Raw genomic sequence first — 19714 nt, forward strand, 5'->3', positions numbered from 1 at the left:
TGGAAGCAGCATTGCGGCACAGCAACGGTACGCATTGGGGACGCTTTGTCCGCACCGTGGTCGAGGTCGAGACCGACGAAGGCATTGTTGGGCTCGGCGAGATGGGCGGCGGCGGCGCCGGCGCCGAACTCGCTTTCGCCGGGCTGAAATCCTACCTTGTCGGCCACGATCCCTTCGACCTCAACCGCATGCGCTACGCCATCTGCAATCCGACGGCGTCGCTCTACAACAATCGCACGCAGCTCCACGCAGCGCTGGAATTCGCCTGTCTCGACATTATCGGCAAGAAGCTCGGCGTGCCGGTCTACCAACTGCTTGGCGGGCGTGTGCGCGACCGGATCGGCTTTGCTTCCTATCTGTTCTTTCGCTATGCCGACCGCCGCAGCGGCAAGGGCGAGGTCCGCACCATCGATCAATTGCTCGAACATGCCCACGCGCTCAAGGCCGAGCATGGTTTTCACGCCCACAAGCTCAAGGCCGGCGTGTTTCACCCCGACTACGAGTTGGAATGTTTCAGGGCGCTCGCCGCCGAATTTCCTGCCGACACGCTGCGCTACGATCCGAACGCCGCCCTGTCGGTCGAAGAGGCGCTGCGTTTCGGCCAGGCCATTTCCGATCTCAGGAACGACTATTTCGAGGACCCGACCTAACGCAGCCCTGTCGGTCGAAGAGGCGCTGCGTTTCGGCCAGGCCATCTCCGATCTCAGGAACGACTATTTCGAGGACCCGACCTGGGGCCTTGCCGGCATGCGCCGCTTGCGCGAGAAGCTCTCCATCCCGCTGGCCACCAACACCATCGTCATCGATTTCGAACAGCTCGCCACCAATGTGCGCGACCCTGCGGTTGACGTGATCCTGCTCGACACCACCTTCTGGGGCGGCATCCGCGCCTGCGTGCGCGCGGCGCAGATCTGCGACACGTTCGGTCTCGGTATTGCGGTGCATTCCTCTGGCGAACTCGGCATCCAGCTCGCCACCATGCTGCATCTTGGCGCTGTGCTGCCCAACCTCGTCTTCACCGCCGACGCGCATTACCACCACCTTGCCGACGACATCATCATCGGCGGCAAGATGCCCTACGAGAATGGTGCGATCGCGGTGCCGGAGGCGCCGGGTCTCGGCGTCGAGCTCGATCGCGACAAACTCGCAACCTATGCCGAACTCTACCGCTCGCTGGGCGGCTATGCCTACGACCGCGATCCCGGCCGTCCGGGTTGGTATCCGCTGCTGCCCAACACGAATTTCGCCGACCATTTGAACGATGCCGTGCCTGATCTCGGGCTGGGCTGACTTTTTTCGTTCGAAAGGACCGTCGGGAGGACGCTATGACTTTCAACCGGAGGAGAACAACAATGAACAGGACCACAGCTTTATTCGTTGCAGCCATGCTCGGCTGCACCAGCTTTGCAGCGCTGCATGCGCGCGCCGATGAAGGCGTCGCCAAGGGCGACACTTCGGCCAAGAAGATCGCCTTCAGCAATTCCTACGCCGGCAATTCCTTCCGCCAGGTGATGATCAAGAGCTTCGAGGAAATGGGCGCCAAGGCCGTGGCCGACAAGCAGGTCGCCGCAACAGCCGTCGTGAGCTCGAACAATTCGGTGACCGAACAGGCGAGCCAGATCGAGAACCTGATCCTGCAGGGCTACGATGCGATCATCGTCCTTGCCGGCTCCGACACCGCACTCAACGGCGCCATCAAGGATGCCTGCAATGCCGGTATCACGGTCGTCGCCTTCGCCAGCGGCGTCACCGAGCCTTGCGCCTATGTCGTCGACTACAACCTCGATTCCTATGCCAAGGCCGAACTGGATTTCATCTCCAGCAAGCTCGGCGACAAGCCGGCCAACATCCTCGAGATCCGCGGTATGGCCGGCGACGGTTTCGACAAGCGCTTGCATGAGGGCGTCGAGAAGGCCATGAAGGCGCACGCCAGCTACAAGGCTGTCGGCGAGGTCTATGGTCAGTGGACGGCCACCGTGGCACAAAAGGAAGTGTCGGGCATCCTGCCGTCGCTGCCTCAGGTCGATGCGGTGCTGACGCAGGGCGGCGACGGCTATGGCGCGGCGCAGGCATTCAAGGCCGCCAACCGGCCGCTGCCGATCATCATCATGGGCAACCGCCAGGACGAATTGGCGCTGTGGAAGCAGGAGCATGATGCCGGCGGCTACGAAACTTTCTCGCTGGGCGCCACGCCCAGCGTCTCGCAGGTCGCGTTCTGGGTCGCGCAGCAGATCCTGGCCGGCAAGCAGGTGCCGAAATTCGTCGAGGTGCCGCTCCTGCAGATCAATCAGCCTGACCTCGACGCCTGGCTGAAGACGGTTCCCGCAGGCGGCGTTGTCAATGCCGAATATCCGCAGGAGCTGGTGGCCAAGATCATCGACGCCAACGTAAAGAAAGAACCTCTGCCCGGCGTACCCGCGCCGAAATGAGCAGCATGGCCGAATGATGAACGATCCCACGTCGCCCAAAAAGGACGCAGCAGAGAGAGGCGATGCTGACAACCCTCTTGTCGAGGTAGGCAATGTCCGCAAGAGCTATGATGCCGTGCATGCCTTGGGCGGCGTGGATTTTCATCTGAACCCCGGCGAGGTCGTTGGCCTGGTCGGTCACAACGGCGCCGGCAAGTCGACGCTGATGAACGTGCTGGCCGGCACCATCGAGCGCAGCAGCGGCAGCTTTCGCGTCGGCGGACGTGAGATCGGTGCCTGGAGTGCGGCCAGTGCCCAGCAGGCCGGTCTGCGCTGTATCTTTCAGGAACTGTCGCTCTGCGCCAATTTGACGTCGGCGGAAAACACCCGCATCGTGCACAGGTCCTTGCGTGGGTTGGGCTGGCGGCGGCGCGCGCGCCAGGTAATCGGTCCGGTGCTGGACGAGATCTTCCCTGGCCACGGAATCGACCTCGACAGGAAGGTCGCCGACCTGCCGATCGGCGAGCGACAGATGGTCGAGATCGCTCGCGCCTTCACGCAGACCAGCATCAAATTGCGCGCCGTCATTCTCGATGAGCCAACCTCGGCGCTCGGCCATGAGGCGACGGAGCAACTGCTCACCCACATTCGTCGTGCCGCCGGACGTGGTATCGCCTGCATCCTGATCACCCATCGACTGAACGAGATCCTCGCCGTCTGCGACCGCACCGTCGTCATGGTCGACGGCAAGGTCGTCGCCGAGCGGGCGACCGCCGGCCTGTCGCGCGCCGCGCTTGTCGAATTGATGGGCAGCATCGAGCGGCCCCGCGATCGCTCCGTAGGCAAGGCGTCGTCGGTGCAAGCTCCGGTTATCCGGCATGCCGGCCGCGACACCGCTGATCTGACCATCGAAGTCGGCAAGGGCGAGATCATCGGTTTCGCCGGGCTCGACGGCCACGGCCAGCGCGAGCGGCTGCGCGCGATGTTTTATGCCGCGCGCCGGCAGCGCGAGGCCTTGCCGGGTGCCTATGTTGCCGGCGACCGCGGCTCTGAAGGCGTGTTCTCACTGTGGTCTATCGCCGACAATCTGACCATCCGCAGCCTGGATGCGCTGACGCGGGGCGGCATGATTTCAGGCGCCGCCGCCCGCAAGCTGGCCGAGACCTGGTCGGAGCGGCTCAAGGTAAAGGCGCCTTCGATCGACACGCCGATCATGTCGCTGTCCGGCGGCAACCAGCAGAAAGTGCTGTTCGCCCGCGCGCTGGCGTCGGACGCCGAGGTGATCTTCCTCGACGATCCGATGCGCGGCGTCGATGTCGGCACCAAGCAGGAGGTCTACCGGCTGATCCGCGCCGAGGCCGAGAACGGACGCGCCTTCGTCTGGTACACAACCGAACTCGAAGAGCTGACCAATTGCGAGCGCATCTATGTCTTCCGCGAGGGCCGCGCCGCGACCAGGCTGGAAGACGACGCCATCGAGACCGGCCGTATCCTGCAGGCGTCGTTCGGAGGCGAGCATGTCTGACGCGGCTGCCCGTGTTCCCGCCCGTTCCTCTTCCAATGCGCGCCCGGCCTTGCTCAATGCCTTGCAGGTCGGCCTGCCGGCGATCGCGCTGCTGGTCATGCTGGCCATCATCTTCAGCATCCGCCCGGCGGCGATGAGCTATTTCGGCTTCCATCTGCTGTTCAAGCTCTCGGTGCCGCTGGTCTTTGCCGCGCTGGCGCAGATGATGGTGATCATGCTGGGCGACATCGACCTGTCGAACGGCGCCTTTGTCGGGCTGATCACCTGCGTCACGGCGCTCTATCTCGGGGACGCGCCGGCAATCGCGGCGCTGTGCTACATCGTCCTGATCGCCGCCTATGCCGGTTTCGGCCTGCTTATTCATGCTCGGCAATTGCCCTCGATCATCGTGACGCTGGGCATGTCCTTCATCTGGCTCGGCATCGCCGTCATCCTGTTGCCAGCACCGGGTGGCTCGGCACCCGCATGGCTTGCCGCCTTCATGAGCTGGCAGCCGCCTTTGATGCCGCTGTCGATCTGGCTGGCGGCACTGGCGGCGCTCGCCGGCCATCTCGTCATCTCACGCTCCTCCTATGGCGTGGTGCTGCGCGGCGCAGGCGGCAATCCGCGCGCCGTCGAGCGCGCCGGCTGGTCCGTTATCGGCATTCGGGTCGCGGTCTATGCGGTCGCCGGCCTGCTCGCCTGTCTGGCCGGGCTGACGCTGACCGGCCTCACCACATCGGGCGACGCCAATGTCGCGCCGGCCTATACGCTGCTCGGCGTCGGCGCGGTGATCCTCGGCGGCGGCGCTTTCACCGGTGGCGTCGTCTCGCCGGTCGGCACGGTGATCGGCGCTCTGACGCTGTCGCTCGCGGGCTCGCTTCTGTCTTTCCTGCAGGTGCCGCCGACATGGCAGATCGGCGCCCAGGGCGTCATCCTGTTTCTCGTGCTGGCCGGGCGGGTGCTTTTGTCGGAGCGGACGCGATGACCCGGAGATTGAGCCTCGCGCCGTGGACCTACGGCTTCATCGTGGCGCTCGCAATGTGGCTGGCGACGACAGCCTATTCGGGCATGGGCAGTGCCGGCGCCACGCTGTCGGGCGCACTCGCCTTCGGTGCCTTCAGCGTGGTGGTGGGAACCGGGCAGATGTTCGTGGTCGCTTCCGGGCCGGGCAATATCGACCTGTCCGTGCCATCCGTGCTGACGCTGGCCGCCTATGTGTCGATGACGGTGATGCAAGGGTCCGACGGCATGCTGCTGCCCGGCCTGCTTGCAGCACTTGCCGTCGGCGCTGTCGCGGGTGCCGCGAACTTCCTTGCCATTGTCGCGCTCAGGCTGCCGCCGATCATCGCGACGCTCGCCTGGAGCTTCGTCTTCCAGTCGCTTGCCTTCAATCTCGGCGGCCAGGCGACGCTGAAGCCGCCGGCAGGCCTTTCCCGGTTCACCTCGATGAGCCTTGGCGGTGTGCAATTCATGCCGATCGCGGTGATGCTGCTGACGCTGGCCGCCATGATCGCTCTCAAACGCACGGTCTGGGGCCGGCAAGTGCTGGCCACCGGCCAGAGCGAACCGGCGGCGCGGCTTGCCGGCATCAACGTCGCACGGGTGCGGTTGATTGCCTATATGCTGTGCGGCACGGCGGCGGCGCTCGCCGGCTTCCTGCTTGCCGGCTTCAGCGGCGGGGCAGCACTCAACATGGGTGACGCCTATCTGATGGAATCGATCGCCGTGGTGGTGCTTGGCGGCACCAGCGTCGCTGGTGGGCAGGCCAACGCGGTAGGCATATGGGGGGCTGCGTTGTTCTTCAACCTGATGTCTACCATGCTCAACACCTTTGGCATCCAGGCAGGCGTGCGCTTCCTTTTGACCGGCGTGCTGATCATCCTGATCGTCGCTCTCGTGCCGAGGCCTCGCGTTAGATGACATCCGCCACTGACACGCTCGCCAAGCTGTTCGAAACAAAGGCGGTTTCCTTCATCGATCTGACGCATCCGATGAAGCCCGGCATGCCGGTGTGGCCGACGCACCCGCATTACTGCCAGGAGATGGTGGAATCCTACGACCGCGGCGACGTCGCCTGCAACCATGCGTTGGCTATGAGCGAGCACACCGGCACGCATTTCGACGCGCCGGTCCATTTCATCCGCGGCGGTGCTGCCATCTCCGGCATTCCGGTCGAGCGTTTCTTCGGCCGCATGGTGACGATCGATGCGCGTGGCTGTCGGCCCCGGCAGGCGGTCGAGCCGGATGCTATCTTCGCTTTCGAGGCCGAACAGGGCCGCGTACGGCAGGGCGACGCCGTGTTCTTCCATTTCGGCTGGGACCGGTTCTGGGACGATCCGGCCACATTTCTCGCCGACTGGCCCGGCCTGTCGCGGCAGGCAAGCGAATTGCTGGTCGAGCGCGGTGCGCGCATCGTCGGCTCGGACTGCCTGTCGATCGATTGTTTCGGCAGCGAGGATTTCCCGGCGCACAATACGTTGCTTTCAGCCGGCATCCTGATCGGCGAGAATTTCGCACGGCTTGGTGACTTGCCGCCTCGGTGCTTCCTGATCAGCTTGCCGCTGGCGATCGAAGGCGGCACCGGATCACCACTGCGCGCCGTCGCGCTGGTCGAGGGCTAATTCCGGCTTACGAGAAGTCCAGCTGAACCTTGAGCGTTCGCTCCGGTTCCTTCTCGATCAAGTCGAAGGCTGCGCGTGCATCCGCCGCCGCGAAGACCTGCGTGATCATGCCTTGCGGATCGAGCCGCTTGTCGGCCAGCCATTCGACGACGCGCGGCAACAGCCGGCGGTTCAGGCGCGAGCCGACGATGGTCAGTTCCTTGCGCACCACTTCCTGCTGGCTGAGGTTGGATGGGGCGTCCGAAAAGCCGAGCAGGCCGATGCGGCCCGCCGGGCTGGCCAGCCGGCAAGCCTCGTCAAGAAGTGCGGGAATGCCGGCGCCGTCAATGACCAGCGTCGGGCCAAGACCGTCATTTTCAGCGCGCACCGCGGCCGGCACGGGATCGCGCACGGAGTGGATCACCCTGTCGGCACCGAAGCGGAGCGCTCGCTCCAGGCGGGCTTCGTCGATATCGGCAACGATGCAGCGTGCGCCCTTGAGCTTGGCGACCTGCAGGACAGTGACGCCGACCGTGCCGGCGCCATAGATCAGCGCTGTGTCCTCGGGTCCGCAACCGGTACGATCGAGCACATTGGCGGCGATGGAAAACGGCTCGGCCAGTGCCGCCAGCCCAAACGGCATATCCCTTGGAACCGGTATGACATTTGCCGCCGGCACCGCGACGAAGGCGCGAAAACCGCCGTCGCGGTGAACGCCCATCACTTCGAGGTTGGCGCAGACATTGGAGCGGCCGACCCGGCAGGGATAGCAGTGGCCGCACGACACCACGGGATCGACCACCACACGGTCTCCCGTCGCAATGCCGGTCACATTCCGTCCGAGCGCTGTTACGGTGCCGGCGAATTCATGGCCGATGATACGTGGATAGACGGCGAACGGATTGGAGCCATGCAGGATGTGAATGTCGGAGCCGCAGATGCCGGCACGGCTGACATGAACGACGACTTCGCCTGCCCCGGGCTGGGGTATCGTGCCCTGCCGGACTTCCAGCGACTGCGGCGCGCGAACGAGAACTTCAAGCATGGCCTCACCACTTGTATACTAGTCGACAAGTGGCTCAATCTCGCTGTTTCGTCAAGCGCTCATGGCGGCTGTTAGACAGCCTCTTACCCGACACGTTGCGCACGAAATCGGAACGGGCGTTCACTGAAACGCAAATGCCCTGGCGTCCGCAGTTTGGACGCTCAATGCGCTGTCTTGCCGGTTTCCTCTCGAAGGGGCGGGCAGTCAAAATTTGTTGACTTCCATCAAGGAGGAAATGACTACCGCTTGCCTGTATCGCGGGTGCCGAATCTCCAGTGTTCTGCGCCTGCACGGGCACGGTCGTGAAAGCAAGTGGCAGCAGTGCGAGGCAAGTTCCCGCGATCAGTTCATTCCGCATAGTCGCACCCCAAATTGGCCCCTCGGGTGCCGCAAAGGCATTGAGGGCCACAAATCGCTGGCTCCCTTTTCCCGGATCGATTAAATATGTCTCAATTACTCATGTTATCGATCAGGGCGATGGCGCGCTTGGAGTGAAGCGAAGCCGGCACTGCTGAAAACGAACTCCGACGATCCGAATTGAAAATGTTGCAGTTATATCACAGGTCGACCAACCCCAGCGGGATCAGCCCGGTGAGCTTCGACATGTCGGGTCACGACGACGCGGAAGCCGAGCGGTTGTGCGCCGGCCATTTTTTAACGGTCATCGGGGAGGTCGCGATCGAAACAGGGCTGGGTGTCCTCTCCGCTGTGCGTGGCGTGACATGTGGCCTCGCCGATCTGAACGTCATGACGTGTTTCTTCCCGCCCTCGCCGTTACGGGTGCGGGGGATTGGAATGCCGGGTTCGGACAAGGTGCTCATGTTGCGAAGCATGGAAGGTCCGCTGGTCGTTGAGCAGGATGGACGGAAGATAGAAGCCGCGCTTGGAGATTTCCTCTTTGTATCCGGTGAGATGGCCTACGACTGGTATCTGCCCGAAGGGGGCAGGCTGGACTGCGGCAGCCTGCCCGGCGCCGCTTTCCGCGTTTCCGGCGAGACGCTTTCCAGGCTGATGCTGCGACCGATCCCGAGAACGTTTCCTCCGCTCCAGCTTCTGATCACCTACGGCGCTTATCTGTTGATGCGTGGCCCGCATTCAGCCAACGAGGCGGAGATGGCCAATGCCCATTTCAACGAAATACTTCCGCTCGTCGTCGCCTATCTGGAAACCCCATCAACGGTGGAACGTGACCGGCTGCACCCTGTTAAACGCTATATCGATGATCACCTGGGGGATGGCGATCTGAGCATTTCCGCTGTGGCCGCTGTCCTCGATGTTACACCACGATATGTCCAGAAGTTGTTTCAGCGCGAAGGGACGACATTTTCGAGATATCTTCTCGAACGGCGCCTGGCCGAGGCGCGCAAGCTGCTGTTGCGGGGAACGGGAACGCTTTCGATAGGCGCCACTGCCTATGAAGTCGGTTTCGGGGATATCTCCTACTTCAACCGCACCTTCCGAAAGCGTTATGGCGTGGCGCCTTCCAGCGTTCGGGATGAAGCGCGGCAGACCCTTGGTTGAGTGGCCAATAGCCCGGGCAGAGACCGTCGGAATAGTGCGGCGAACCCTTGGGGCGTTGCCGATACTGCGTATACGAGGATACCTACATCCGTTAAGCTGAGCACCGCGTCAAACGGGAGCATCGATTGCGAGGATTTGCGGAAAGCGTGATGCAGGGGCCGCGAACCGTGGCCGAACAGGTCGCCAATGTCCTGCGCGAAGCGATTGCCAGTGGAACCATCAAGGCGGGCACTCCGCTGCGCCAGGACGAATTGGCCGAGCAGTTTGGCTTCAGCCGCATGCCAATTCGTGACGCCCTTCGCCAATTGGAAGCCGAAGGCATTGTTTCCATCCATCCGACAAAAGGCGCGCAGGTCGCCCGGATGGACGGCGCCGAGATCGGTGAAATCTACGCACTGCGCGAACTGCTTGAATGCGAGGCGGTGCGGCTTTCGCTTCCCAACCTCGCCGGCGCGAAGCTCGACGAGGCGGAACAGGTACTCGACCAGATCGACGCGGAGCGCAATGTCGGCCGATGGGGTGCGCTGAACCGTGCCTTTCATCTGGCTCTCTACGACGCCTGCGGTAACCGTCGATTGCTCGGCCTGATCGAGGCGCACCACAATGCCGCAGATCGCTACGTCCGCATCCTCCTGTCGAACCTGGATTATCGCAGCCGCTCGCAGACGGAGCACCGCGACCTGCTGGCCGCCTGCAGGGCGCGCAAGGAGGACAAGGCCATAAGCATTCTGAGGCAGCATCTTCGCGAGGGAAGCGAGACGCTGGTCAGCGCGATCAGGGAAGATGGCCTGTCGCGAAAATCCTGACGGCGTGGCTTGAGCTCCGGTTGCCTCTGCGCGCGATCACTGCCACATATTGCAACATCGATACTCGATCCAGGATCATCATGTCCCCCGACAGCAGCCTGCCGGCGCGCGCCCTTGCTCCACGTCGCCACGAAGAGATCCTGCGGCGGCTGGGCGCTCACGGGTCTGTCAGTGTCGCCGAGCTGGCCGGGTTCTTCGATGTCTCACGCGAAACCATCCGCCGCGACCTGAAACTGCTGTCGGATAAAGGGCAGCTCGGCATCGTCCATGGCGGCGCTGCCCGTTTCGAGCCGAGCGAACCGGCAATGAGCCTGCGCAGCCAGGAGAATGCCCGGGGCAAGGCTGCCATCGGCAGGATAGCTGCCGGTCTTGTGAAGGACGGCATGGTGGTGTTCCTCGATTCCGGCACCCCCACGCTGGCCGTCGCACAAGCCATGACCGACCTGCGCGATCTCACCATCTGCACGGCGAGCCTCCCGATCGCGCTTCTGCTGTGCCACGTCTCAGGCATGCGCGTGCATATGCTGGGTGGCGAAGTCGATCCCGGCGAAGAAGCAGCCTCCGGCATCGACATGCTCGAAGCCATGGCGCGCTTTCGCGTCGACATCGCCTTCCTCGGTGGTGGCGCGCTGTCGCCCGACGGCGAGGTGACCGATTTCACCCGCGCCGGCGCCGAACAGCGCAGCCGCATGATCGCGCTTGCCGCCAAAACCTACTTCGTTCTCGACAGCAGCAAGTTCGCAAAGCTGACGCCGCTCAGGATCCCGAATTTTCAGCACGCCGCCGGCGTGATCGTCGATGCGAAGCCGCAGGCCGACATCGCCGAAGCGCTTGCGCGCAAGGGGCCTGAGCTGATGGTTGCATCTTGATGTGATATTTTGTGGCATTTTGTGTTGATATTTGGAATTCGACTGCTATGATCCGGCTCGTGTCAAAACGGCAGGATCTCCCATGGCAAACCAATTCCCCACCCAGGCGCGCGTCGTCATCGTCGGCGGCGGTGTCATCGGCTGCTCGGTCGCATATCATCTGACAAAGCTCGGCTGGACCGATGTCGTGCTGCTCGAACAGGGGCAACTCAGCGGTGGCACCACCTGGCACGCCGCCGGGCTTGTCGGCCAGTTGCGCAGTCACTCCAACATGACCAGCCTGATCAAATACTCCACGCAGCTCTATGGCGAGCTGGAAGCGGAGACCGGACTCGCCACCGGTTGGAAGAATTGCGGCTCGCTGTCGGTGGCGCGCACCGCCGACCGCATGACGGTGCTGAAGCGCACGGCCGCATCGGCACGCGCCCAGGGGGTCGACATCGATGTGATTTCGCCGAAGGAGGCGGCGGATCTCTGGCCGGTCATGGCGACCGACGATCTGGTCGGCGCCGTCTGGCTGCCGGGCGACGGCAAGGCCAATCCGACCGATCTCACGCAATCGCTCGCCAAGGGTGCGCGCAATCGCGGCGCGAAAATTATCGAGCGGGTCAAGGTCACTGGTATCAGCCAGAGGAATGGTGTCGCCTGCGGTGTCGAGACGGATCGCGGCAACATTGCCGCCGAGATCGTCGTCAATTGCGCCGGCCAGTGGGCGCGCAAGGTCGGGCTGATGTGCGGTGTCTCGGTGCCGCTGCATTCGGCCGAGCACATGTACATCGTTACCGGCAGGATCGAGGGCGTGCACCCGGACCTGCCCGTGATGCGCGACCCCGACGGTTTCATCTATTTCAAGGAAGAGGTCGGCGGCCTGGTCATGGGCGGCTTCGAGCCGCACGCCAAGTCGTGGGGCATGAATGGCATTCCCGAAAATTTCGAGTTCGCGCTGTTGCCGGACGATTGGGATCAGTTCGAAATCCTGATGGAAAACGCGCTGGTCCGCGTCCCGCAATTGGCCGAGGCCGAGGTCAAGAAATTCTACAACGGGCCCGAGAGCTTCACGCCGGACAACAATTTTCTCCTTGGCGAGGCGCCGGAGCTGAAGAATTTCTATGTCGGCGCCGGCTTCAATTCGATGGGCATCGCCAGCGCCGGCGGCGCGGGCAGCGCGCTGGCCGAATGGATCGTCAATGCCGCGCCGACCATGGATCTATGGCCGGTCGACATCAGGCGTTTCGCCTCCTTCAACAACAATCCGCGCTGGCTGCACGACCGTGTCAAGGAGACGCTCGGCCTGCACTACGCCATGCCGTGGCCGAACCGCGAACTGGATACCGCACGGCCGTTCCGCCGGTCGCCGCTCTACGACCGGCTTGCCGCCAGGGGCGCCTGCTTCGGCTCCAAAATGGGCTGGGAGCGGGCCAACTGGTTCGCTGCACCGGGAGAGAAAGCCGAAAACGACTATGCCTTCGGTCGCCAGAACTGGCATGAGGCGGTTCGCCGCGAGATGAAGGCGACACGCGAAGCCGTCGCCGTCTTCGACCAGACCTCTTTCGCCAAGCTCCTCGTGCAAGGCCACGATGCCTGCGCCGCGCTCAACTGGATCTGCGCCGGAAATATCGACGTACCGGTCGGTACGTCTGTTTATACGGGCGTGCTCAATGCACGTGGCGGCTATGAAAGCGATTTCACCGTGATGCGGCTTGGCGTTGAGAAATTCCTTATCGTCACCGGTTCGGCGCAAGCCATCCACGATGCCGACTGGATCGTCAAAAACATCCCGTCCGACGCGCATGCAATCTTGACCGATGTCACCTCGTCCTACGCGGTACTGGCATTGATGGGGCCGCGCTCGCGCGATCTGCTGGGCAAACTCTCCTCGGCCGATCTCTCCAACGCCGGCTTTCCCTTCGCCACCATCCGCGAGATCGATATCGGCTATGCCACCGCCTATGCCAACCGCATGACCTATGTCGGCGAACTGGGCTGGGAACTGATCGTGCCGACCGAATTCGCCGTCGGTGTCTATGAGGCACTGCATGAGGCTGGCAGCGAGTTTGGCCTGATCGATGCCGGTTACTACGCGCTCGACGCCTTGCGTATCGAAAAGGGTTTTCGCGCCTGGGGTCGTGAGCTGACGCCAGATATCAATCCCTGGCAGGCTGGGCTTGGCTTCGCCGTCGCGATGGACAAGCCAGGTGGCTTTATCGGCCGCGACGCGCTGGTTGAGACGAAGCCATCAGCACCGGCAAGACGCGTCGTGCTGTGCACGCTCGATGATGCCGAGCCGATGCTGTGGGGCGGCGAACTGATCCTGCGCGACGGCAAGCCGGTCGGCGAAGTCCGCTCGGCCGCCTACGGCCACACGCTTGGCCGCTCGGTGGCGCTCGGGCTGATCGAGAACGAGGCGGGCGTCGATGCTGCGTTTCTCACCGGTGGTCGTTTCGAGATCGACCTTGCCGGCGTTCGCCATGCCGCGACAGCACATCTGCGCAGCCCCTACGATCCGAAGTCGGAGCGGGTGAAGGCCGATGTGGTGGAGGTTCGCGCTGCCGCCTAATCCGCCGACATGGACCTTGCCATATCCAGGAACGCCCGCACCAGTTTGCCGCCGCTGCGTTCACGCAGACAGATCAGCGCTTCGTCCATCAGGGTCTCGGGAGCATCGATGGTGATCGGCACCAGCCGCGAATCCTGGCCGAATTCGGCCGCCGAGACAAAGCCGATGCCGGCGCCCGATGCGACGATCTCGCGGACCGCTTCGCGGCCCTCAGCTTCGATCGCCGGCCTGAGTTCGATTTTCGAGGCGGCTACGAGATCTTCGAGTTTCTGACGCGTCTTCGAACCGCGCTCGCGCATGACCAGCGATTCCTGCGCGAGCTGCTTGAGGGTGAGCGACTTTTTCGCGGCCAGCGGGTGGTCGACGGATGCAAACGCGATGATCGGCGTCGAGTTGAGTTTCAGCACCTCGAAATCGCGCCCTGTCGGCACCTCGCCCAGCACGCCGATGTCGGCATCGTAGCTGTAGAGGCTGCTGATCACCGTCTCGGTGTTGCCGGCGCGCACCGAAACCTGCACGCCGGGGTAGCGGGCCCGGAAGCTGCCGAGAATGTGAAGCAGATGATGTGCGGCATCGGCGACGATGCGTAGCGTGCCGGAACGCAGCGCGCGCGACTCCGTCAGCAACTCCAGCGCCTGTTGCTCGGTATCGAACATGCGGTGGGTTATCTCGAGCAGCTTTTGGCCCGAATGGGTCAGCGTGACCTGCTTCTTGTTGCGGTTGAACAACAGCACATCATACTCTTCCTCGAGCTTGCGCACCTGGTCCGAGATCGCCGGCTGGGTCAGGAAGAGCGCCTCGGCGGCGCGTGAAAAGCCACCGCAGATGGCCACCTGGTGAAAGGCTCGCAACTGGACGTAGCGCATCTTCCGTGCCTCCGACACTTCTGAAATCGCCGACATCCTATCATAAGGACCGCTTAGGAAAAGATCAAAAGGAACGATTTGACTTATGTGTTACCGACCCTCAGCCTGAGTGTGGGTCGACGTCTCTGCCGGCCGTTGGCCGGGAGGTCGCCATGCAATTTTCCATCATCCTGCTGCACTTGGCGGGTGCCGTCATGCTGCTGCTCTGGGCCGTGCGCATGGTGCGGACCGGCGTCGAGCGCGCCTGCGGCCCTGCCTTGCGCGATGCGCTGAGACAGGCGCGGGGTGCACGGATCAGGTCGGCGGGCGTCGGCACCGTGCTTGCCGTGCTGCTGCAAAGCTCGACCGCAGTCGCCATCCTGGCGGCCGGGTTTGCCGCCAGCGGCGTGGTTTCGGTGTCGGCGGGGCTGGCGATCCTGCTTGGCGCCGACCTCGGTTCCGCTCTGGTCGTCCAGGTGCTGTCGTTCGATCTGAGCTGGCTGGTGCCGGCGCTGATCCTGGTCGGCGGCGCCATGGCCCTGAAGTTCGAGGCGCGCGGACGCATCCTGATGGGCGTCGCCTTCGTTCTGTTGTCGCTGCATATGATCGGCGAGGCGACCGCACCCATGCGGCAGAGCACCTTGCTGCCACTGGTGATCTCCTACCTGCGCGCGGACTATTTCACCGCCTTCGCCGCTGCTGCCCTGTTCACATGGCTGATCCACTCCAGCGTCGCGGCGATCCTGCTGTTCGTGACGCTTGCCGCGCAAGGCGTCTTGCCGGTCGAGGTCGGCCTGTTCTTCATCCTCGGCGCCAATTGCGGTGGTGCGCTGATTGCGGTGTGGCTGACACGCGGCGATGCCGTCGAGGCGCGCCGTGTCCCGCTTGGCAATCTGATCTTTCGCGGCACGACGGCGCTCGCCGCCTTGTTTGCGCTTCAGGCCGTGACCTTCCCGGCGCATCTGTTCGGCGTAACCGAAGGCCGCCAACTGGTCAACCTGCACCTTGCCTTCAATATGGTGCTGGTCATCTGCTGCTTGCCGTTCACCGGCACGATGGAAAAGCTCGCCACCTTGCTGATCCCCGACAGGCCAGCGGCAAAGGCAGGGGAGGCTGGGGACCTGATGTCACGCCGCACCAGCGCGCTCGACCGCACCGTCATGCGCACACCCGGTCTCGCTCTGGCCAGTGCGACCCGCGAGTTGCTGCGCGTGGGCGAAGTCGTCGAGGTGATGCTGCGCCCGGTGATGGATTTCTTCGACGCCGGCACCGCCGACCAGATTCGCCAAGCCCAAAAACTCGATGAGGAGGTCAACCGCGCCCACACCGAGATCAAGCTCTACATTGCCGAAGTCAATCGCGGCAGCATGAGCGCGGCCGAGGCGCAGCGCGGCATCGAGCTCACCGACTTCGCCATCAATCTCGAACGCGCCGGCGACATCGTCGCCAAGAACCTGCTCGTGCTCGCCCAGGAGCTGCGTGACAAGAACCTGCGCTTTTCACGCGACGGCTGGAGCGAACTGGCCGGGCTTCACAACCGTGTCATGGCCAACATGCAGCTTGCACTCAATGTGCTGGTGTCGAGCGATCTCGAGTCGGCGCGGCAACTCGTCGTCGAGAAGGAGCGGATGCGCAGACTGGAACGCATGAGCCATGACCGTCACCTCAAGCGCCTGCAATCAGGAATGCCGCAGAGCATCGACACCAGCGACATCCACCTGGAGGCGGTGCGGGCGCTGAAGGAGATCAACTCGCTGATGGCCTCGGTCGCCTATCCCTTGCTGACGCAGAGCGGTGATCTGCTCGAAAGTCGGCTGGCGAGAGGGGCAGCGGAAGTGAGGGCTCCTGCACTGGCCTGACGGGCGACATTCTCCGCTGGCGAGTGGCAATCCTTACCATCGTTAGAATCGATACATCGATACAAAATAACGATTTTACAAATAGATCATTCAGGCCAAGAATAAGGCCACATCGAACGCAGATCGAGCGGAGGACAACATGCTCGCCGAGACGAAATTTGCCGCGGAGCCGCTGGCCAGTCCGGCGCTGGGGGAGCCGTATCTTCTGACCCCAGGGCCGCTTACCACGGCCTATTCGGTCAAGGAGGCGATGTTGCGCGACTGGGGATCGTGGGACGGCGACTTCCGCGCCATGACATCGGATATGCGTCGCGGCCTGCTGGCGCTGACCGGGGACAGGAACGATGAGTTCGACTGCGTGCCGATGCAAGGCAGCGGTTCCTTCTGCGTCGAAGCGATGCTGGGTTCGTTTGTGCCCAGAGATGGCAAGGTTCTGGTGCTGGCCAACGGCGCCTACGGCCTGCGCGCCGCGCAGACCATGCAGTATCTCGGCCGCGCCTACACGCTGATCGACAAGGGCGACTATCTGCCGCCGCGCGGCGACGAGGTGGCGGCGGCCCTCGCGGCCGACCCTGATATCACCCATGTCATCGCCATCCATTGCGAGACCAGCTCCGGCATCCTCAATCCGGTCGCCGAGATTGCGCAAGCCGTCCATGCCAAGGGTCGCAAGCTGCTGGTCGATTCCATGAGCGCCTTCGGCGCCGTAGCGCTCGACGTCAACGATATCCGCTATGAGGCGATGGTCTCGTCCGCCAACAAATGCATCGAGGGCGTTCCGGGCTTCGGCTTCATCATCGCCCGCAAGAGCGAGCTGGAGGCTGCCAAAGGCAGGAGCCATTCGCTGTCGCTCGATGTCCACGCCCAGTGGGCGCATCTCAACAAAACCGGCCAGTGGCGCTACACGCCGCCGACGCACGTCGTCGCCGCCTTCCTCGAAGCACTGCGCCAGCACGAGGCCGAAGGCGGCGTCGCCGGCCGTGGCGCTCGCTATACGAGGAACCGCGACGTCATGGTGGCCGGCATGCGCGACCTCGGTTTCGAGACACTGCTCGGGGATCGCTGGCTGTCGCCGATCATCGTCACCTTCTTCAACCCGGCCCATGCCAGTTTCGCCTTCGACCGCTTCTACGATCTGATGAAGGACAAGGGCTTCATCATCTATCCGGGCAAGCTGACCGCAGTGGATAGCTTCCGCGTCGGCTGCATCGGCCAGATGGACGAACATGTCATGCGCCGCGTCGTCGAGGCGGCGGCCTTCTCGCTTCATGAAATGGGCGTCGACACCGCCGCTCCACCCGCCGCGGCACTCGCCGAACGCGCCAAACTCGCCGCCTGAAGCGGCCGATCTCGAGGATATCAGATGAACCAGATGTCTCCCATCAACGTCGCGGTCAACGGCCGTACCTACGCCTGGCCGCGTGTGCCGGCCATCGCCATCTGCCTTGACGGCTGCGAGCCAGCCTATCTCGATGAGGCGATCGAGGCCGGGCTGATGCCGGCTCTGGTCAGGATCAAGCAGAAGGGCACGGCGCGTTTTGCGCACTCTGTCATTCCGAGCTTCACCAACCCCAACAATCTGTCGATCGCCACAGGAAGGCCACCGTCGGTGCACGGCATCTGCGGCAACTATCTCTATGAGCGCGAGACCGGCAAGGAAGTGATGATGAATGACCCGCGCTTCCTGCGCGCGCCGACCATTTTCCAGGCCTTCTACGATGCCGGCGCCAAGGTCGCCGTGGTCACCGCCAAGGACAAGCTGCGTGCCTTGCTTGGCAAGGGCCTTGCCTTCGATGAAGGCCGCGCGCTGTGCTTTTCGGCGGAAAAATCCGACACCACCACCAGGGCCGAGCACGGCATCGACAATGCCTCGAAGCATTTTGGGCTGCCGGTGCCGGAGGTCTATTCGGCCGAACTGTCGGAATTCGTCTTTGCCGCCGGTGTGCAGCTACTGAAGGAGTTCCGTCCCGACATCATGTACCTGACGACCACAGACTATGTGCAGCACAAATACGCGCCGGGCGTGCCGCAGGCCAACGCCTTCTACGAGATGTTCGACAAATACCTGACCGAGCTTGATGCGCTGGGTGCGGCGATCGTCGTCACCGCCGACCATGGCATGAAGCCCAAGCACAAGGCGGACGGTTCGCCCGACGTCGTCTATGTCCAGGACCTTCTCGACGAGTGGCTGGGCAAGGACGCCGCACGCGTCATCCTGCCGATCACCGACCCCTATGTCGTGCATCACGGCGCGCTCGGCTCGTTTGCCACCGCCTATCTGCCTGATGGCGCAGATCAGGCCGGCATCATGGCCCGGCTGGCGAAGATCGACGGCATCATGCTGGTCGTCGACAGCCCGACGGCGTGCGAGCGCTTTGAGCTGCCGGCCGACCGCATCGGCGACATCGTGCTGATCTCGACCGAGAACAAGACGATCGGCACCTCAGAACATCGCCATGACCTGGCGGCTCTGAACGAACCGCTACGGTCGCATGGTGGGCTGACCGAGCAGGAGGTGCCGTTCATCGTCAATCGTGTGCTGCCGGAATTGCCTGATGAACCTGTGTTGAGAAACTTCGACGCCATTTACTACGCCACAATGGCGGCGGCACTGGCGGGCTGAGTGAGTTGGATCGCCGGGAGGGCGTGTCGCCGTCCATGATGGCGCTGGTCGACCCCCACTCCGGCCCTTCGGGCCACCTCTCCCCCTGCCCGGGGGAGAGGAAAAGCCGGTCGCACGCCTGGCGCCTTTCATCTCCCCCGTCGAGCGGGGGAGAGGTGGTCTGCGAAGCGGGCCGGAGTGGGGGTCGACAGTACCAAGAGGCATCGTCATGACCGCCTCCGACGCCCGCCCTCTCTCCCGTCGCGACTGGCTGCTCAGCGAGCGGCCGGCCTCGCGTATGCAGGCAAGGCTCGGTCGCGCCTATGTGGCGTGGCGGCGCTTTTCCGCCAACCGTCTGGCCTTTCTCGGCCTGCTCATCATCGTTGCCCTGCTGGTCGTTGCCGCCCTTGCCGGCGTGCTGGCACCTTATTCTCCGACGTTCGGCGACCTGAAGAACGCGCGCCTGCTGGCGCCGAGCGCCGAGCACTGGTTCGGCACCGATGATCTCGGCCGCGATATCCTGTCGCGCATCCTCTACGGCTCGCGCTGGACCCTTTATGTGGTCATCCTGGTCGCCATCATCGCGGCACCGATCGGCCTCTTGGTCGGCACGGTGGCCGGCTATGCCGGCGGCTGGACCGATGCCATCCTGATGCGCATCACCGACATCTTCCTCGCCTTTCCCAAGCTGATCCTGGCGCTGGCCTTTGTCGCAGCACTTGGCCCCGGCATCGAGAATGCGGTGCTGGCCATCGCCATCACCTCATGGCCGCCCTACGCCCGCATCGCGCGGGCAGAGACGCTGACGGTGCGCAATTCCGACTACATCAAGGCGGTGCAGCTGATGGGCGCCTCGCCCTTCCGCATCGTGCTGCGCCATATCATGCCGCTTTGCATTTCGTCCCTGATCGTCAGGGTGACGCTCGACATGGCCGGCATCATTCTGACCGCCGCCGGGCTCGGTTTCCTCGGCCTCGGCGCGCAACCGCCGCTGCCCGAATGGGGCACGATGATCGCGTCCGGCCGCCGCTTCGTGCTCGACCAGTGGTGGGTGGCCGGTGCGCCGGGCTTCGCCATCCTCATCGTCAGCCTCGG

General features: G+C 63.6%; 17 protein-coding genes. 15 read left to right on the top strand and 2 right to left on the bottom strand.

Annotation, left to right across the window (positions count from 1 at the left end; genetic code table 11):
• The 7 genes from EOB49_RS38665 to EOB49_RS27040 form a co-directional block, all read left to right on the top strand.
• On the top strand, nt 1-650 hold a 650-nt coding region (locus tag EOB49_RS38665), incomplete at its 5' end, for an enolase C-terminal domain-like protein (RefSeq protein WP_281060569.1).
• Between the two features lie 43 nt (nt 651-693).
• A complete protein-coding gene (locus EOB49_RS38670; RefSeq protein WP_281060570.1) occupies nt 694-1290 on the top strand; it encodes an enolase C-terminal domain-like protein in 597 nt (198 codons plus the stop codon).
• Nucleotides 1291-1352: 62 nt separating this feature from the next.
• Nucleotides 1353-2429, top strand: coding sequence for an ABC transporter substrate-binding protein (locus EOB49_RS27020; protein ID WP_127382786.1), 1077 nt, complete (start codon nt 1353-1355; stop codon nt 2427-2429).
• A 13-nt stretch (nt 2430-2442) separates the two neighbouring features.
• A complete protein-coding gene (locus EOB49_RS27025; protein WP_245472853.1) occupies nt 2443-3933 on the top strand; it encodes a sugar ABC transporter ATP-binding protein in 1491 nt (496 codons plus the stop codon).
• On the top strand, nt 3926-4900 hold the full coding sequence (locus EOB49_RS27030) for an ABC transporter permease (protein ID WP_127319839.1): 975 nt from the start codon (nt 3926-3928) through the stop codon (nt 4898-4900). The genes EOB49_RS27025 and EOB49_RS27030 overlap by 8 nt, the downstream gene beginning before the upstream one ends.
• Entirely contained in the window at nt 4897-5835 is a 939-nt protein-coding gene (locus tag EOB49_RS27035; protein WP_127319841.1) for an ABC transporter permease, read from the top strand. The genes EOB49_RS27030 and EOB49_RS27035 overlap by 4 nt, the downstream gene beginning before the upstream one ends.
• Entirely contained in the window at nt 5832-6536 is a 705-nt protein-coding gene (locus tag EOB49_RS27040; protein WP_127319843.1) for a cyclase family protein, read from the top strand. The genes EOB49_RS27035 and EOB49_RS27040 overlap by 4 nt, the downstream gene beginning before the upstream one ends.
• Nucleotides 6537-6543: 7 nt before the next feature.
• Here EOB49_RS27040 and EOB49_RS27045 read toward each other — a convergent pair whose 3' ends face one another.
• A complete protein-coding gene (locus EOB49_RS27045; protein ID WP_127382787.1) occupies nt 6544-7560 on the bottom strand; it encodes a Zn-dependent oxidoreductase in 1017 nt (338 codons plus the stop codon).
• A gap of 591 nt (nt 7561-8151) precedes the next feature.
• On the opposite strand from EOB49_RS27045, the gene EOB49_RS27050 reads away from it, so the two are divergent.
• The 4 genes from EOB49_RS27050 to EOB49_RS27065 all read left to right on the top strand — a co-directional run bounded on the left by EOB49_RS27050 (nt 8152) and on the right by EOB49_RS27065 (nt 13313).
• On the top strand, nt 8152-9081 hold the full coding sequence (locus EOB49_RS27050; RefSeq protein WP_164748649.1) for an AraC family transcriptional regulator: 930 nt from the start codon (nt 8152-8154) through the stop codon (nt 9079-9081).
• A gap of 149 nt (nt 9082-9230) precedes the next feature.
• Entirely contained in the window at nt 9231-9887 is a 657-nt protein-coding gene (locus tag EOB49_RS27055; protein ID WP_127382788.1) for a GntR family transcriptional regulator, read from the top strand.
• 80 nt (nt 9888-9967) lie between these two features.
• Nucleotides 9968-10756, top strand: coding sequence for a DeoR/GlpR family DNA-binding transcription regulator (locus tag EOB49_RS27060; protein WP_127382789.1), 789 nt, complete (start codon nt 9968-9970; stop codon nt 10754-10756).
• An 82-nt stretch (nt 10757-10838) separates the two neighbouring features.
• Nucleotides 10839-13313, top strand: coding sequence for an FAD-dependent oxidoreductase (locus tag EOB49_RS27065; RefSeq protein WP_127382790.1), 2475 nt, complete (start codon nt 10839-10841; stop codon nt 13311-13313).
• Here EOB49_RS27065 and EOB49_RS27070 read toward each other — a convergent pair.
• Complete coding sequence (locus tag EOB49_RS27070; RefSeq protein WP_127382791.1) at nt 13310-14179, bottom strand: LysR substrate-binding domain-containing protein; 870 nt, start codon at nt 14177-14179, stop codon at nt 13310-13312. The two genes, EOB49_RS27065 and EOB49_RS27070, sit on opposite strands and share 4 nt — an antisense overlap.
• A gap of 152 nt (nt 14180-14331) precedes the next feature.
• On the opposite strand from EOB49_RS27070, the gene EOB49_RS27075 reads away from it, so the two are divergent.
• The 4 genes from EOB49_RS27075 to EOB49_RS27090 form a co-directional block, all read left to right on the top strand.
• Nucleotides 14332-16017 carry a Na/Pi cotransporter family protein gene (locus EOB49_RS27075; RefSeq protein ID WP_127382792.1) on the top strand — a complete coding sequence of 562 codons (1686 nt, stop codon included), beginning with the start codon at nt 14332-14334 and terminating at the stop codon, nt 16015-16017.
• Between the two features lie 139 nt (nt 16018-16156).
• Nucleotides 16157-17356, top strand: coding sequence for a 2-aminoethylphosphonate--pyruvate transaminase (locus EOB49_RS27080; protein WP_127382793.1), 1200 nt, complete (start codon nt 16157-16159; stop codon nt 17354-17356).
• 24 nt (nt 17357-17380) lie between these two features.
• The gene (gene phnA / locus EOB49_RS27085) at nt 17381-18640 is read left to right on the top strand and encodes a phosphonoacetate hydrolase (RefSeq protein WP_127382794.1); all 1260 of its coding nucleotides are present in this window, start codon (nt 17381-17383) and stop codon (nt 18638-18640) included.
• Nucleotides 18641-18848: 208 nt separating this feature from the next.
• The coding region (locus EOB49_RS27090) for an ABC transporter permease (RefSeq protein WP_164781821.1) at nt 18849-19714 on the top strand (866 nt) is incomplete at its 3' end.

It is taken from the genome of Mesorhizobium sp. M7A.F.Ca.MR.148.00.0.0 (assembly GCF_003997735.1).
Lineage (GTDB): Bacteria > Pseudomonadota > Alphaproteobacteria > Rhizobiales > Rhizobiaceae > Mesorhizobium.

Coding starts and splice junctions, on each gene's coding strand:
- EOB49_RS27020 (WP_127382786.1), top strand. CDS start 1,353: ATGAACAGGACCACAGCTTTATTCGTTGCAGCCATGCTCGGCTGCACC.
- EOB49_RS27025 (WP_245472853.1), top strand. CDS start 2,443: ATGATGAACGATCCCACGTCGCCCAAAAAGGACGCAGCAGAGAGAGGC.
- EOB49_RS27030 (WP_127319839.1), top strand. CDS start 3,926: ATGTCTGACGCGGCTGCCCGTGTTCCCGCCCGTTCCTCTTCCAATGCG.
- EOB49_RS27035 (WP_127319841.1), top strand. CDS start 4,897: ATGACCCGGAGATTGAGCCTCGCGCCGTGGACCTACGGCTTCATCGTG.
- EOB49_RS27040 (WP_127319843.1), top strand. CDS start 5,832: ATGACATCCGCCACTGACACGCTCGCCAAGCTGTTCGAAACAAAGGCG.
- EOB49_RS27045 (WP_127382787.1), bottom strand. CDS start 7,560: ATGCTTGAAGTTCTCGTTCGCGCGCCGCAGTCGCTGGAAGTCCGGCAG.
- EOB49_RS27055 (WP_127382788.1), top strand. CDS start 9,231: ATGCAGGGGCCGCGAACCGTGGCCGAACAGGTCGCCAATGTCCTGCGC.
- EOB49_RS27060 (WP_127382789.1), top strand. CDS start 9,968: ATGTCCCCCGACAGCAGCCTGCCGGCGCGCGCCCTTGCTCCACGTCGC.
- EOB49_RS27065 (WP_127382790.1), top strand. CDS start 10,839: ATGGCAAACCAATTCCCCACCCAGGCGCGCGTCGTCATCGTCGGCGGC.
- EOB49_RS27070 (WP_127382791.1), bottom strand. CDS start 14,179: ATGCGCTACGTCCAGTTGCGAGCCTTTCACCAGGTGGCCATCTGCGGT.
- EOB49_RS27075 (WP_127382792.1), top strand. CDS start 14,332: ATGCAATTTTCCATCATCCTGCTGCACTTGGCGGGTGCCGTCATGCTG.
- EOB49_RS27080 (WP_127382793.1), top strand. CDS start 16,157: ATGCTCGCCGAGACGAAATTTGCCGCGGAGCCGCTGGCCAGTCCGGCG.
- phnA (WP_127382794.1), top strand. CDS start 17,381: ATGAACCAGATGTCTCCCATCAACGTCGCGGTCAACGGCCGTACCTAC.